This window comes from Paenibacillus sp. FSL R5-0923 (assembly GCF_038009145.1).
Taxonomy (GTDB): domain Bacteria; phylum Bacillota; class Bacilli; order Paenibacillales; family Paenibacillaceae; genus Paenibacillus_AQ.
In genome coordinates this window covers 631,571-645,895 of sequence record NZ_JBBPAT010000001.1, presented here as the reverse complement: position 1 = coordinate 645,895, position 14,325 = coordinate 631,571, and the positions used below count along the sequence as shown (strand labels likewise).

Below are 14,325 nucleotides of genomic sequence, written 5' to 3'. Positions count from 1 at the left end.
TGAACGATAATGCCATCAAATCATTGAAAAATATGGAATTTAATATTATTTATCATAGACCATGCAATAAAAAGGTTTGTTTCCTGTGGGGGTTAGGCGCTCATACGTATCGGTAATCGTAAATCCACACTTTTGGTAAGTTCGGATCGCCCGCTGGTTCCAGGTCAATACCTCTAGATCAATCTCACGCTCAGGATAACGAATTAAGGCTGCTTGCACGATTGCATCCATGAATATTTTCCCTAGACCTTGACCGCATAGATCAGGGCGCATACCAATCCCCAAGCGAACAACACCTTCCATTGGAAACAACTGCGCGAATCCACACAAAATCCCTTGCCCATTTAGTATGGAGACATATTGCTCATTCCGTAGCTGCGGGTCACCGAACTCGATTCCAAGAGCCTGCATTTGCTCCCACGGCATCCAGCCGTAAATATTATAAGGGGCAGTGTAATCCCAGTTGCAAACCTCTTCCGCGTGACTGGTCTCCATAGGCGCTACATGAAAAGTAACAGAGGGATTTATCATAAGGTCAAGGACCTCCTTTCACGGGGGAACTTTAAATGTCTTATATTTCTAGCTTAAAATACTTATGGTCCTTATAAGGACATCGAAGGCGTTTATGCTTGTAACTAATTATATACAAAAAGAGGCATGGTCGACTCAGAAATTTATTAGGATTATTGTTTTACAAATTCTGAGAGGGGTAAATACTAAATAAGACAAAAAACAAGCTCTTCCCCAAGAATCAACATCTTGGAAAAGAGCCTATGTACGATTTACTTATTGAACATCATCATTATCTTCTGTCTCAGAAGCAACAGAATGATAAGCATCCGTGCTCATAATTCGTTTAGCACCGATGTAGCGTTTCACGTAGTAGCTATCACTCAGGGAGCTAATCGTTACACCGCGTGAGGAAGATGCGTGTGCAAACTTGCCTTCACCGACATAAATACCGACATGGGAGACACCCTTACCACTTGTATTGAAGAATACAAGATCTCCAGATCTTAAATCATCTTGGGAGATAGCAGTACCCATTTGATACTGGGAACCTGATTGGTGTGGTAGGTTTATACCAATTTTATCAAATACATACATTGTAAATCCGGAGCAATCAAATCCATTTGTGGAGATGCCGCCGGATACGTACTTAGTTCCGATGGTCTTGTCGATCACTTTATCCATTTTGGAATCCGCGAAAGCGCTTCCTGCTCCGATGGTGAAAATAATGGAAAAGCTAAGTACTGCTGCTGCTAGCTTCTTCTTCAAAAGTTTATACCCCTTCCGGATGCCTACGAGGTTAGCTTAAGGGTTCGGTTGAAGGTCCCCTATGACCCCTCTAAAAATGGAGGTCAATTCACCCAAAGTTGGTTCCCCCGTTTTCCTAATAGTTAGGAAACTCGGCTGATACTGTTGATTAGGAATAGCTTGTAATCAATACATGACAAAACCTTTGTAAATAACAACTTAATGATTACAAAAATGTTACTAAAATCTTACTGCAGTTATTGTAACAAACAGAGTGCCGCTTGGCAATCGTTTTTAACATAATCATGCAGAAAAATTCGTTTTTTTAAAGACAAAATGCATATGTAAGCGATAATATTAAACTAATTTTTATATTTATTGAAATTTTTATCAAATAAAAGTGTTTAAAGTCCGTTCTAGAGGTGTAAAGAATATAATAAGGCAAAAGAAAACCTGGATTCGATTAAGTGAATAATCAAACCCAGGTCTATATAATGTAATTGTGAGGTTATAGTTGTGGGGAAGTATTAATCGTAGGCTATAGCTTGATATGAGGAAGTACTCATTACTCTTTTAGCACCAACGTAGCGATTGGCCCAGTAGGACTGGCTAAGTGAAGTGATGGTCACGCCATATGAAGATGATGATTGTGCGAATTTTCCGTTTCCAACATAAATGCCGACATGGGATACGCCGTTGCCCAATGTGTTAAAGAAAACTAGGTCACCTGAACGCAATTTGCTTTTGGCTACAGGAGTTCCGACATTATATTGAGCTTTTGAAGTACGGGGCAAAGAAAGACCCACCTTCTTGAATACATACGTAGTAAATCCAGAACAGTCAAACCCGGCAGTGCTAGTGCCTCCGGTTTTATAGGCAACTCCAATTGTCTTTGAAATAACACTGTCCATCTTAGAATCTGCAAAGGCACTTCCTCCACCAATAGAGAACGCCATCACAAGTCCTAGCGCCGCAGCGACGCATGCTTTTCTTAAATTCTTCAAAAAAATTGTACCCCTTCCAATGCCTGTGAGGTTAGCTTAAGGATTCGGTAGAAGGTTCCCCTATGATCACTGCAAAGCGAGATCAATTCACCCAAAATATGGTTCCCCCACTTCCCGGTGCAAGGAATTCGGCGTTTTATGCACCAGATAGTGACTTATCGACATGACTACGACAAATACATGAAGTTATGTAGAAATCGTTTCAAATGATTACAAACTTGTTACCAATGGAACAGGACTTATTGTAACAAAGTCTTTACGATTTTGCAAATCCTCATAATTTGTCTATAACGCGAAAGAGTCCCAGCTCCTGATTCAGGAACCGGGACTCTTATATTATGTTCTGTAATGCTTCAAATTATTGTGGAAATGCTTTACTGTGCCATAGATGATATTGAGCTGAAATTCCCCACATTTTGAAGAGTGTTGAGGGCAGTGATGAAAGTTGACGAATAAGAAGTGCTGGTAGGCCAGGACAGAAGATACCCGTTAGTCCGCACACTAGCAAAAGGATCAGGCCTGCTGCACCAAGTATGATTGAAATTCCTATTGCCGGAATCAGCGACTTCAAGCAAATGAATATGGAGGAGAACATCCCCGTGCCGCTGGTATAACCAAACTGCATATATAGAAGGAACAGGCGCACGATAAAGATGTATATAAGCCATGCCAATACGTATGGAACTAGATGAAGTAACAAAGAGTAGTTCAGAAAGGAGGACAAGAATAGCCCGTACATTTTTGGAGCAAGCCAGTATAACGGAAGTAGAGCCAGCACCCATTCGATTAGACTGAAGATAAACACTGGAAATCCATAAAGCTTCATACCGGGAAAAAAGAACAGGCCACGCTCTCCTTTTCGCTCCTGATGGAGTTCATGCAGTAATCCTGCCCTTATGAAGGGGGAGAGTAGCAGTCGTAAGACAACAAGCCCTAGGAACATCCATAACCAAGTACGTATCGCAGGATCTGTGTTCAAGCTGAACTGCCCTTCGACATAATAGAGTAGTCTACCCATTCCGCTGCCTCCAGCGTCTTTATCTGGATAACGCAGTAGAATTGGAACGATAGCAGACCGGATGAAGCCGTACATAAAGTAGCCCCAGAGCAGTCGGTAGATGAAGAGCAGAATCAGAATATAAAATTGCTCCTTCATGCTTTGCCAGCCGCGGGTTATCGATGTTCTCACAATCATTCACCTCACCAGACAAGAGTTCCGAGCACGGTTTCAACTAGTTTAGTTACACTTAATGTCCATCGGGAGAGCGTTTTGGGCTCTATTTCCGCCAGTCTGAAGTTATTAAGATGTTTGTTTTCTAACAGAATGGTATGCTCAGGATCAACCTCAGCAGAGAGAAGAAGCTGATCGCTTAACAATTGGAAGGTAGTCTCTGCTCCTTCACCGCTCCAGACCCGCTCTGTAGCAGAGCCATCGGCGAATGTGAATTTAATGGGAACGTCAACGTAATGGCTCCCTTTGTTTGTAATCTTTACTATGGATTCATAGCTCTGAGCATCGCTGTTGCCATTCTTTTTAATCGTAATCGTATCTACTGAGAAATCAGGAGCACCACCACCATAAATATAATCTTCGAAATAAGGCTGCCATGATTTTTTGGTTACCTTCTCAATGACTTTTTGAAAATCAGACGTAGTGGGGTGCTGGAAACGGAATTTACGTGCGTAAGTGGACATGATGCTGTTCATTGCCTTAGTGCCTACTTGGCGTTCAATATCCTTAAGTACTAGCTTTCCGCGAATATACACATTCCGGCTATAGGATTCTGCCCCGGCATATTTCCATGTCTCTAAATTTAGCGGCTCTGATTTGGTCACCAAGCTGGACTGAAGAGGGAGATTCGTTTTGATGCCATATTCTTGCTCCATGAGTCTGTCTTCAGCATAAGAAGTGAAGCTTTCATCTAGCCAAGCCTCCTCGAATTCATTGCTGGCTACCATGCCGTAAAAGTATTGATGGCCAATTTCATGAACGACGGTTCTTTCAAGTGAGGTGTCAGGAGAAGAGTCTGTGGCTCCAAACGCTGTAATGAGTGTTGGATACTCCATTCCTCCAGCCCCATTCCCCTCCTTAGGCGGAACGATAATAGACAGAGTCGAGTAGGGATAAGGACCATACCATTTGCTGAAGTAGGTCAGAGCTGCCTTAGCGGCCTGAAGGTATCGTTCCTTTAAGTCTTTGTGTAATGGATCGAGATACACCTTAATCCGTACACCAGGCACTTCTGGCGTAGAGAAGGCTTCTTCGGCTACTGTAAAATCAGGGGATGCCGCCCACGCAAAGTCATGGACATCGTCAGCGTAGAACTGATATATTTTTTGATCTTGCTTTAGCTTGGCATTCTTCACAGGAAATCCCGTCGCAGCTACCGTGTAGTCGGAAGGAACCGCAATCGTTACATTAAAGATGCCAAAATCGCTGTAAAATTCAGAGGTGCCGTGGTACTGATGCAAATCCCAGCCTTCCTCCTTAACCCCGCGTGTGCCCATAGGCTCGTATACACTAAGTTTAGGGAACCATTGCCCAGCCATCACGAAATTGCCTGATGCGCCCATACGGGCAAATATTTTGGGGAGCTGGACCTCGTACTGGAGTTTAAGCGTGACACTTTCTCCACCATTAACCGGCTGTGGGAGATGTACCTTTAGGAGTGTCTTATCGTTGACGTTACCATCATCGGGTTGTACAAATTGCACTCTTTGCATTAGTGATGTTCCTTCTGTTGTGCGCAAATCGGTTAAAGTCATACTTCCGAAGCCGTTCTCTGGCATGGTGTCACCTCTGAGCGTTCCTCCGGACTCCTTCATAAAGGTAGTATCTGATGAAGCAAAAGCATTTGGATACATATGAAAATATAGATCACTTACCGGTTTTACACCGGGGTGTGTCCAGGTTACCGTCTCAGAAGCGATTAAGGTTTCTGTATCAGGAACAAGCTGAACATCGATGTGATACTCGACAACTCGTTGACTTAATGCCTCTTCTGCTGGAACGGGGGCGCTTTCAGGCAGTGTCTGCTGTGGTGCAGCTGCAGGAGCTATGCCGCTTGAGGACTTGGCCTCTTTTGAAACAAAGCTAGTAACAGAAGATGTGGAGTTATCCCCCGAATAGACCCATATGCCTCCTAATAGCACGAGGGTGGCCAGGGTCGCAAAGATGATGATGTACCTTAATGACAGTGACTTCATAGTGTGATTCCTCCCGTGACAAGCATCTACGGGATGTATATGTTTGCAATCGCCGCATTATTAGCTAAAATTAAATTATTCGTAAGAGGAGGGGTGTGCACTCGTGGACAACATACAACCGGAGGGCAAGAAACAGATTGCCTTAAATATTGTGAATGCCAAAAGTAAACATAAAGGCTTTGGAGCGGGCTCTATAGAGCTCAATAACGTATCGCCTGTCATTATTGATGGCGGTGAAGCAGTCATTGATATTGGTGCCATGCATGCCAAGAGTAAGGTTGAAAAGGGGATTAAATTCTCCATGAACCGTGAAGATGTACCTAACGGTAGACAGGTTTGGGTAGTATGGGTAGCAGTGGACCGTACACAGGATAGTCAATTCTATGGCGGAATAACGGCCTGTGAAATGTGGATCGATACGGAAGCACGTCGCGGTTGGAAAATTCTCGCCGAGCATGTCAATAAGTTGGATGCTGCTCTAAAACGCAAAATCGATGTGGGAGGGCTTGGCGCAGTTGAAAAAGCTGCCCTCAAATCCCTCTTGATCTCTCATAATGAGGCATGGTGGACTGCGTCCTCCGATGAGCTTAAGGCTGCACTGATCGAGTAGGAACGAATTACCCGGACAAGGTTACCTGATACAGAAAAAAGGCTTCGACATCCTGAAATAGGAGAGTCGAAGCCTTTTTGAATTGAACACAATGAATTAGTTTACGATTTGCCTGCCGTACTAAGTTTGCGTTTGAGTTGACTTACTCTGGCTTGACTGATCCCAAGAATTTCAGCAAGCTCTTTCTGATTGGCATATGGATGTTCTTCTATGGCCCGCTCCAGGCGTTGGCACATATCCTCTGTCTTCGTCTTCCGGATCGTGCTGCTGTGTTCTGACACTTCGCCTGCAAAATCTTGGCGCGCCTCAGGCACTTGAGACATGCGTTCAGGGTCGGCAATTTCTTTTAGACAGCTACTGCAAATAAATTGCTCTTTATAGTAGGTGACATGGTCGTGGCTTCTGCAAAACGTACATTCTGTCGAGGTGTACTTCCTGAGTATGATGGTGTTATCGTTTAATATAAAAAATTCGATAGGATCACCAATGTCGATATTACGAGTCATACGGATTTCTGCGGGAACCACAATTCTCCCAAGACTGTCTAAACTCCGGATCATGCCTGTATCCTTCATCCCATGTCCCTCATTTACATCTTTATATTTTGGTTGCTACTAACTATTATAGCAGTAATTGTGAGTTAAGAGAATGGGGTGAATATAATTAATGAAGCGGTTACATCCTTTGTGGGAGAAGTGAAAATTGAGTTTGGCCATCCTATGGATTCTACAATAAATAAGTAATAAAAAAGAAAAACCTCTTCAATTAATGAAGAGGTTAATTCAACCACCAGCGTTTAATATTGTTCCACAGGGAACGACTTTCTTCAGCAGGATCTACTTTGCTTTGTACATCATCGACAGCGGGAGCTTTGCCATGTTGATCACAGTATTCGGTGGGCTCAGTTCCACTAATGAAAGTCTCCAGTTCTTTTTCGGGACAGTCTGCTGTAGCTAGCTTACCGGATTGCGGATTGATGTATACACTGACTACGCCATCTGGAATGGGAAAAATCTTAGGCGGGATATTTTCCAACGCTTTTTCAGTAAACTCCGCAAAAATTGGAGCTGCCCGTCGGCCATCGGTAGTTGTGATGTCGCGCCCCTTGTCATATCCAACCCAAACTGCAGTGGACAGCTCGGGGGTGAAGCCTACCATCCAGCCGTCTGTATCCGTAGTTCCAGTCTTGCCGGCTACCGGACGTTTGATTATAGAAGCTACGCGGTTTCCTGTCCCCCCAGTCTCAAATACCCCTTCCATTAAACGGGTCAACACATAGGCGGCAGAAGGCTCTACAATGGCTTCACCCTTTGACTGTGGTGCTTCATACAGCACCATACCATTAGAATCCGTTATTTTTAGAATGGCTGTGGTGGGCATTTTCTGACCACTGTTTCCAATAACAGCGAATGCCGCAGCCATTTCTAGCGGACTGATCGGTGAGGTACCGAGTGCCAGTGACGGCACGCTTTGAAGCGGACTATCAATGCCCATCTTGCCTGCCATCTCGCTCACCTTATCCGCGCCGATCTTCATGATCGTATTCACGGCATAGATATTGTCGGATGCTGCAATGGCTTGTCGCATATTGATTTCGCCCAGATACTTATCCCCGAAGTTCCGAGGCTGGTAGGTTTTGCGATTGTTATCATAATGGAACATCGTTGGCTGGCTTTTGAAAACGGAAAGACCAGTCATCTCTTTAGAAGAGAGTGCTGCTAAATACATGATCGGCTTAAAGGACGAGCCAGGCTGACGTGTGGTGGCTAGAGCATGGTTGTATTGGTTGGTACGATAATTTTTTCCGCCGACCATAGCTTTAATGTAGCCAGTGCGAGGATCGATGGAAACAAGAGCGGTCTCCAGATCACTCTTTTGATCCATCTCTTTGTCGACTGCTTGTTCTGCGGCATGCTGCATGTCAGGGTCAAGGGTAGTGTAAACATTTAGTCCCCCTTGTTCCAGCTCATCACTGCTGATGTGAAGAGATTCTGTGGCCAGATTGCGGATATAATCTCTGAAATAAGGTGCAACCACAGTGGTATCCTTCTGGCCTTGTGGTTTTAAGTTCAAGTCTTCCTGAACAGCCTGTCCTGCTTCTTCTTGTGTGATTTCTCCTAAATTGGTCATGACAGTCAAAATGATTTTTTGGCGTTTTTTAGCGTTGTCTAAATGATTGTACGGCGAATAATAGGTTGGTCCTTTTGGAATTCCAGCTAGCATGGTACTCTCTGCCAAGTCTAAGTCTGCTGCAGATTTACCAAAATACATTTGAGAGGCTGCTTCAATGCCATAGGCACCATGGCCATAGTAGATGTTATTTAAATACATGTTCAAGATTTCATCTTTGCTGTATTTCATCTCGAGCTGCATCGTATACAAGGCTTCTTTAGCTTTGCGCGTCCATGTCTTCTCGTGGGAGAGATAAAGATTTCTCGCGAGCTGCTGAGTTAGCGTGCTAGCCCCCTGCGTTCGGTTTCCCTCTTCCAGATTGACGAGCACGGCCCGAGCCATTCCCTTCATGTCAAATCCGGAATGCTCGTAAAACTTACGATCCTCCACGGCTAGTGTGGCTTCAATGAGCAGGGGAGAAATTTGACTTAATTTGACCGGTTCACGGCTACGCCCGTCTGAGGTAAAGGTGGCAAGAATATTGCCCCTGGAGTCGAGTAGCTTGGAGCGCACATCGTCGCCAATGGGAGGGAGATCTTTTTGGTATAGGTAACCGAGCAGAGCTCCCGTGGTCAGTAGAAACAATATAATCATGGCTACCAGCAGCCGGAATAAACGGCGGAAGCGGCTTTTTCGTTTGGGTGGACTCGTTGATTCACGTGACATGACACCAGACTCCCTTCTCCTTGTATTATGGGAAAGGAACTGGAAGGATATTCATTGTATAACTAGGTGATCTGTTAAAGGGACTATCACCGGAGGAGATTTAAATAGGAGATGACAAACTGTTTCCATTTTGTGACTATTCAATGGTGGATCATGCGTGCTTCAGGAGGTATAAAAGAGTAGAGATTGAAAGCGAGGGTATATATACAATAGGAGGTGTCATTATGAACTGGACGAAAAAGATTCACAGATCGACAATAACCGCCCTTTCGGCGACGCTAATAATGGTTTCAGGCTGGGGTGCATCAGCTTCTTCTGTACATGCTGCGGCATCGGCTACACCAGCGGCGTGCGGCACTGGAGATCATGGGCTACTACAGTCTCTGCAAAACAAGCATTCAGGAGACGTATCCACACCGCTTACCTTTTCTGATGTTCAGTTTCTGAATGGAGATATCGGACGGGCAGCAGGCAATGGATTTATGATTGGCACTTCTGATGGAGGCTGCAATTTTCAAGAAATTTATGAAGGCCAATGGAGCTTTAAACAGATTGATTTTCCCGATAACGTGCATGGTTTTGCCCTTGCTTCTGTAGAAGACGGTCAAGCTCGATATTTAATCAGTACCTCTAATGGCGGCTCAGAATGGAAAAGACTTTCGAATAAAGCTGTTAGCTTTGAAAGAATCGATTTTATCGACAGTAAGATTGGTTTCGGGTATAACAGGGCATCAACGTATTACACCAAGGACGGGGGACTTAGCTGGAGTAAGATTTCAACCCCATCCAATACACGCGGTGCTTATTTCAGTGATCGTAATACCGGCTGGGCCGTTGTAACTGTGCCTGGAACCAGCTACCGGGTAATGAAGACCGCAGATGGTGGCAAAACTTGGAGTTTATCGTTAAAGGTAGCCTTTACCGATCCAGAGTATGGGCAAATTACTTCAAAGGGAGATCAAGTTGATGTGGTTCTCTATGGCGGCTCAGGGATGAGTCAAACCTCATACTCCCTATATACAAGTACGAATAAGGGTAAAAGCTGGAATAGAGTGATCGCTCAGGAAACTGCTGGGGGTGGGCCTGCTCCGGGTAGTGGAAGAGCTGTAGTAAATAAAGGGCCTGCGTCTGGCAGACCGGGAAATTTGGAGCTGATAGGGAACAATACGACCTTCTTGGTGGGTTATTCCGACGCAGCAGAAAAAGTAGCGGTAGGACGCACATATAACGGTGGCAAGCAGTGGACCAATCTTCCGGCGATTGCTGGGTATGAAGGAGTAATCTCGTTCACTAGTAATAAAGAAGGCTGGCTAGCCGTTCGCGAACGCGATTATTCATCGTTATATGTAACTAAAGATGGCGGCGCATCTTGGCAACTTAGATTTTCGTTGAAAATTTTGTCCTTGTAACGGGCGGGTTAGTAAAGGTAGCGAGCATAGCTTTTAGTTTTCTAAACGGTTCCTAAGGGAACCGTTTTTTTGTGATTATGAAGTTGGTTGCACTTGTGTACAGTTTTACTACATGTTCCAAGTGTGCTTTTATCCATCAATATGGTAAAATTTTATGAGCTAAGCTAGATCTAATGGATTCTGAGATTGAAATGCTTCTTTGAACTGGATATAGTGTACAATGGGAAAGCGAATAGGCCTTTGAATGAATATAAAAATGTTTAAGTTTTACGACAGGCGTTTTTCTTATGCAGAATGCAGAGGCTTGCAGAATGGAGGAACGTGTGATGCCCGAATTACAGTCTAACAAATATGACGTCTCTATTACGCTCGTGAGCCTTCAAGATGGTCAGCGGAATGTTATGAAAGCGAATGGAGAGGTAGTATCCAAAGGATCGCATCTATATATTCAATATGAAGAGTTAGAGCAAGGCCCTCGAGGAGAGGAAATTTCTGTTCGTACAACAATAAAGATTGCAGGCAAACAGCTAAAGCTAATCCGCCACGGTGGGATACAGTCGGAACAGAGCTTTCAATCCGGACGGCGTCTGCCGGGATTCTATCGTTCACCATATACACAGTTTAATCTTTCTACAGAAACGAACAAGCTGGACGTGGTGCGCGAAGGGCGCTCCCTAACGGTTGCATGGGAATATGATTTGTACGTATACGAGGAATTGTCAGGAAAGTTTGCTATTAGTTTGCATATACAGGAGGAACCGAAATTATGACACAGAGAAAGAATCCGTTGGAGCTAGTGAATGAACGGGTAAAAGAAGCCATTGCCGATGCAATTGTAAATGCAGGAATTGTTGCACCGGAAGAGGTTCCGGATATCGTACTGGAAGTACCAAGAGATAAGGCACACGGTGATTTGGCTACGAACGCTGCTATGCAGCTGACCAAAATCGCAAAACGTAACCCGCGCCAAATTGCTGAGGCAATTATAGAACATTTGGATACTAGCAGCGCTTCTATTGAAAAAGCTGAGATTGCCGGACCAGGCTTTATTAACTTTACGTTGTCCAAGAATTATTTGTATCCAATTATCAGCCTTGTTGCTGAGCAGGGTGATGATTATGGCCGTATTAACATCGGTCAAGGTCAGAAGGTTGAAATGGAGTTCGTCAGCGCTAATCCAACGGGTAGCCTTCATTTAGGACATGCTCGTGGTGCTGCTGTCGGCGATGCGCTTTGCAACGTACTTGATTATGCAGGCTATCAGGTGACACGGGAATATTATATTAATGATGCCGGTAACCAGGTGGTCAACCTGTGCAAATCCATTGAAACTCGTTACCTGCAGGAGCTGGGCCAAGAAGCAGAAATGCCTGAAGACGGTTACCATGGCGAGGATATTAAGGGATTTGCTAAAGAGCTTGTGGCTGAAAAGGGTGATACACTACTCGAAATGAGCCCGAGTGACCGCGCAGCTTTTTTCCGGACTTATGGACTTAATAAAGAGCTCGATAAAATCAAACGTGATCTGGGACTATTCCGCGTAAACTTCGATATCTGGTTCAGTGAGACTTCCCTGTACGAGAACGGAGAAGTGTTACGCTCGCTAGATGAGCTTCGTGATCGTGGAGAAGTTTATGAGCAGGATGGGGCAACCTGGCTGCAAACGACTAAGTATGGCGATGATAAAGACCGCGTTCTGATTAAGAACGATGGCACATACACCTACCTTACACCGGACATTGCTTATCACAGCGATAAGTATGGCCGTGGTTACGATAAAATGATTAACATTTGGGGTGCGGATCATCATGGCTATATTCCGCGGATGAAAGCGGCGATGTCAGCACTTGGCAATGATCCTGAGAAGCTAGTGGTTCTGATTGCTCAGATGGTCAGCCTGTTCCAGAATGGTGAAAAGGTTAAAATGTCGAAACGTACCGGCAAAGCGGTTACGATGGAAGATTTGATGGAAGAAGTAGGAATCGATGCGATTCGTTATTTCTTCACCATGCGTAGCATGGATTCCCATCTCGATTTCGATATGGACTTGGCGATCTCTACTTCTAATGAGAACCCTGTATTCTACGTTCAATATGCGCATGCGCGTATCTGCAGCATCTTCCGTCAGGCAGAGGAGCAAGGGATCTCCATTCCTGATTACGCTGAGATTGACTTCTCCAAGCTGACAGCAGTGCATGAATATGACCTGCTGCGCAAAATTGGTGAGCTCCCAGCAGAAATTGCTGTTGCGGCTGAAGGTTATGCTCCACATCGCCTCATCCGTTATGTATATGAGCTGGCTGCGATGTTCCACAGTTATTACAAAGCTGAACGTGTAATCACTGAGGATGCCGCTCAAACCGTGGCACGACTTGCACTGCTTGGTGCTGCGCGTACCACCATTGCTAATGTCCTGCGTCTTGTTGGTGTTTCCGCACCAGACCGCATGTAATTCAACATCAAACGACAAAAAATCCGCCTTCCGGTTCTCTGGGAGGCGGATTTTATTTTGTGCCGTTCTTCGCACCGGCACAAGCTGCGCTCACGTCAGAGTGACCCACCCGGTGCCCGGGTAGGGTCTATACGTTCGCGGATACCGCCCGCTTGGCCCTCACTCCTGCTTTCAGCAGGCGTAGGGCATCGGCAGCGCCGCCGCCAAGGGATGCGCGTCGCTGCCCCTTGCGCAGCCGCACCGGGGACGCGGTACGGCGCAAGAGCAGCTTCAGCTCCCTTGGCGAGAGCCCCGGTCGCACCGCGAGCAGCAGTGCAGCGGCTCCCGTGACATGCGAGGTCGCCATGGAGGTGCCGCTCATCTCTTTGTAGCCCTCCTTCAGCCAACAGGAGGTCACGCCTTCGCCGGGGCCATAGACATCGATATAAGAACCGCGGTTGCTGAAGCCAGCAACACGATGTCTTTTATCGATGGCACCCACGGCAATCGTCTCAGGATAACGTGCGGGGTAGTCTCCGCCACGTTTTCCATCATTCCCGGATGAGGCGATGACAGCGATTCCGGCTCGGTACGCTTTAATAACCACATTGTGAAGCGCTTTGCTTCTAGTTTTCATTCCGAAGCTCATATTGATGATATCAATTTTATTCTGTACGCACCAATCAATGCCCAGTACAATGTCCGATACATACGCGGAGCCGCTATGATCAAAAGCCTTGACTGGATATAGCAACGCTCGTGGAGCCACTCCCATCATACCGCGTGTTCCTCCTGCCGCAGCTAGAGTGCCGGCGATATGAGTCCCGTGTCCATTATCATCTAGCGGCAACATTCCGCGGTGTAGTAAGTTGACCCCAGAGGCTAATGAATGCTTCAGATCGGGATGGCGGTAATCAGCACCTGTGTCGATTACGCCGATTTTGACGTGAACTCCGGTTGATTTGGACCATGCCTGAGGAGCATGAATGGCTTTTACTCCCCAAGGGAGTGTGGCGGTACCGCTCTTTTCGTTAGCTATGGAATGGATTTGTATTTGTAGATCCTCTTCGATATTTAGGAGGTCTGCAAATCGGTTCATTAGTTTTCCAGCTCCGGCAGCAGGCACAAAAAAGGCCCGAATCAGCGGAGATACCTGCACTTGCCGCAGCTCAGGCTGCTTCGCTTTCAGCGCCTTCCATTGTGTGAATGCCCCGGCATACTGGCGGGGATCATTGAAGGTAAGAATACGCCGCTCACCATTGTTGGGGGCAACCGATATTTCTTCAAGAAGCATGTGCCAAAATTTGTAATAGTCCATAGGTTTCGCTGTCCCCTCCTCGGTGCCCTGCTGCCATATTGTATGAGTGGAAGAGGGGGTCCGAATGGGAACTTGCCCTTTTTTAACGAAATGGGCTGCCCATCGTGTCAAAAGACGGCGCTTTACATAAAATAGACAGAAGAGATTAACACTCTCTTTGTAACATCACGTAAGGAGCCGATCCTTGGCGTGGATACAGTCATGCGCGGAGGGTTTCCTCCGCCTTTTTTTATTTAAAAGGAATTGTAAGT

The 14,325-nt window shown here is 45.6% G+C and carries 12 protein-coding genes and 2 riboswitches; of the genes, 4 read left to right on the top strand and 8 right to left on the bottom strand.

Annotated elements, in window-relative coordinates; translation table 11 throughout:
* Nucleotides 1–45 precede the first annotated feature (45 nt).
* From MKX35_RS02845 to MKX35_RS02825, 5 genes are all read right to left on the bottom strand, one after another.
* Nucleotides 46–531 (bottom strand): GNAT family N-acetyltransferase, encoded by a 486-nt coding sequence (locus MKX35_RS02845; protein ID WP_076301049.1) that lies wholly within the window; start codon nt 529–531, stop codon nt 46–48.
* A gap of 255 nt (nt 532–786) precedes the next feature.
* Complete coding sequence (locus tag MKX35_RS02840) at nt 787–1,278, bottom strand: C40 family peptidase (protein ID WP_042183954.1); 492 nt, start codon at nt 1,276–1,278, stop codon at nt 787–789.
* Nucleotides 1,279–1,283: 5 nt separating this feature from the next.
* Nucleotides 1,284–1,425: riboswitch (cyclic di-AMP (ydaO/yuaA leader) on the bottom strand.
* A gap of 359 nt (nt 1,426–1,784) precedes the next feature.
* Nucleotides 1,785–2,213, bottom strand: a complete 429-nt coding sequence (locus MKX35_RS02835; RefSeq protein ID WP_042193080.1) for a C40 family peptidase — start codon at nt 2,211–2,213, stop codon at nt 1,785–1,787.
* 53 nt (nt 2,214–2,266) lie between these two features.
* A riboswitch (cyclic di-AMP (ydaO/yuaA leader) is annotated at nt 2,267–2,405 on the bottom strand.
* A gap of 214 nt (nt 2,406–2,619) precedes the next feature.
* Nucleotides 2,620–3,450: a hypothetical protein gene (locus MKX35_RS02830; RefSeq protein ID WP_076301056.1), complete on the bottom strand. Its 831-nt coding sequence runs from the start codon at nt 3,448–3,450 to the stop codon at nt 2,620–2,622.
* An 11-nt stretch (nt 3,451–3,461) separates the two neighbouring features.
* On the bottom strand, nt 3,462–5,468 hold the full coding sequence (locus MKX35_RS02825) for a M1 family metallopeptidase (RefSeq protein WP_076301048.1): 2,007 nt from the start codon (nt 5,466–5,468) through the stop codon (nt 3,462–3,464).
* Nucleotides 5,469–5,571: 103 nt separating this feature from the next.
* Here MKX35_RS02825 and MKX35_RS02820 point away from each other — a divergent pair, with 103 nt between their 5' ends.
* Nucleotides 5,572–6,078, top strand: a complete 507-nt coding sequence (locus MKX35_RS02820) for a YwhD family protein (RefSeq protein WP_076301047.1) — start codon at nt 5,572–5,574, stop codon at nt 6,076–6,078.
* 101 nt (nt 6,079–6,179) lie between these two features.
* On the opposite strand, the gene MKX35_RS02815 is transcribed toward MKX35_RS02820, so the two are convergent.
* Nucleotides 6,180–6,653, bottom strand: a complete 474-nt coding sequence (locus MKX35_RS02815) for an AbrB/MazE/SpoVT family DNA-binding domain-containing protein (protein WP_076286897.1) — start codon at nt 6,651–6,653, stop codon at nt 6,180–6,182.
* Nucleotides 6,654–6,855: 202 nt separating this feature from the next.
* The gene (locus MKX35_RS02810; protein WP_076301046.1) at nt 6,856–8,916 is read right to left on the bottom strand and encodes a transglycosylase domain-containing protein; all 2,061 of its coding nucleotides are present in this window, start codon (nt 8,914–8,916) and stop codon (nt 6,856–6,858) included.
* Nucleotides 8,917–9,140: 224 nt separating this feature from the next.
* Here MKX35_RS02810 and MKX35_RS02805 point away from each other — a divergent pair, with 224 nt between their 5' ends.
* From MKX35_RS02805 to argS, 3 genes are all read left to right on the top strand, one after another.
* Entirely contained in the window at nt 9,141–10,325 is a 1,185-nt protein-coding gene (locus MKX35_RS02805; RefSeq protein ID WP_076286899.1) for a hypothetical protein, read from the top strand.
* A 326-nt stretch (nt 10,326–10,651) separates the two neighbouring features.
* Nucleotides 10,652–11,095, top strand: coding sequence for a DUF1934 domain-containing protein (locus MKX35_RS02800; protein WP_143759598.1), 444 nt, complete (start codon nt 10,652–10,654; stop codon nt 11,093–11,095).
* Nucleotides 11,092–12,777, top strand: a complete 1,686-nt coding sequence (gene argS, locus MKX35_RS02795) for an arginine--tRNA ligase (RefSeq protein ID WP_076121339.1) — start codon at nt 11,092–11,094, stop codon at nt 12,775–12,777. Before MKX35_RS02800 ends, argS begins: the two co-directional genes overlap by 4 nt.
* Before the next feature lie 127 nt (nt 12,778–12,904).
* Here argS and MKX35_RS02790 read toward each other — a convergent pair whose 3' ends face one another.
* Nucleotides 12,905–14,074, bottom strand: a complete 1,170-nt coding sequence (locus MKX35_RS02790) for a S8 family peptidase (RefSeq protein WP_076301045.1) — start codon at nt 14,072–14,074, stop codon at nt 12,905–12,907.
* Between the last annotated feature and the right edge of the window lie 251 nt (nt 14,075–14,325).

Bases quoted from the DNA above. Each gene is read 5' to 3' on its own strand.
- MKX35_RS02845 (WP_076301049.1), bottom strand. From the start codon at position 531: ATGATAAATCCCTCTGTTACTTTTCATGTAGCGCCTATGGAGACCAGT.
- MKX35_RS02835 (WP_042193080.1), bottom strand. From the start codon at position 2,213: ATGGCGTTCTCTATTGGTGGAGGAAGTGCCTTTGCAGATTCTAAGATG.
- MKX35_RS02825 (WP_076301048.1), bottom strand. From the start codon at position 5,468: ATGAAGTCACTGTCATTAAGGTACATCATCATCTTTGCGACCCTGGCC.
- MKX35_RS02815 (WP_076286897.1), bottom strand. From the start codon at position 6,653: ATGAAGGATACAGGCATGATCCGGAGTTTAGACAGTCTTGGGAGAATT.
- MKX35_RS02810 (WP_076301046.1), bottom strand. From the start codon at position 8,916: ATGTCACGTGAATCAACGAGTCCACCCAAACGAAAAAGCCGCTTCCGC.
- MKX35_RS02805 (WP_076286899.1), top strand. From the start codon at position 9,141: ATGAACTGGACGAAAAAGATTCACAGATCGACAATAACCGCCCTTTCG.
- MKX35_RS02800 (WP_143759598.1), top strand. From the start codon at position 10,652: ATGCCCGAATTACAGTCTAACAAATATGACGTCTCTATTACGCTCGTG.
- argS (WP_076121339.1), top strand. From the start codon at position 11,092: ATGACACAGAGAAAGAATCCGTTGGAGCTAGTGAATGAACGGGTAAAA.
- MKX35_RS02790 (WP_076301045.1), bottom strand. From the start codon at position 14,074: ATGGACTATTACAAATTTTGGCACATGCTTCTTGAAGAAATATCGGTT.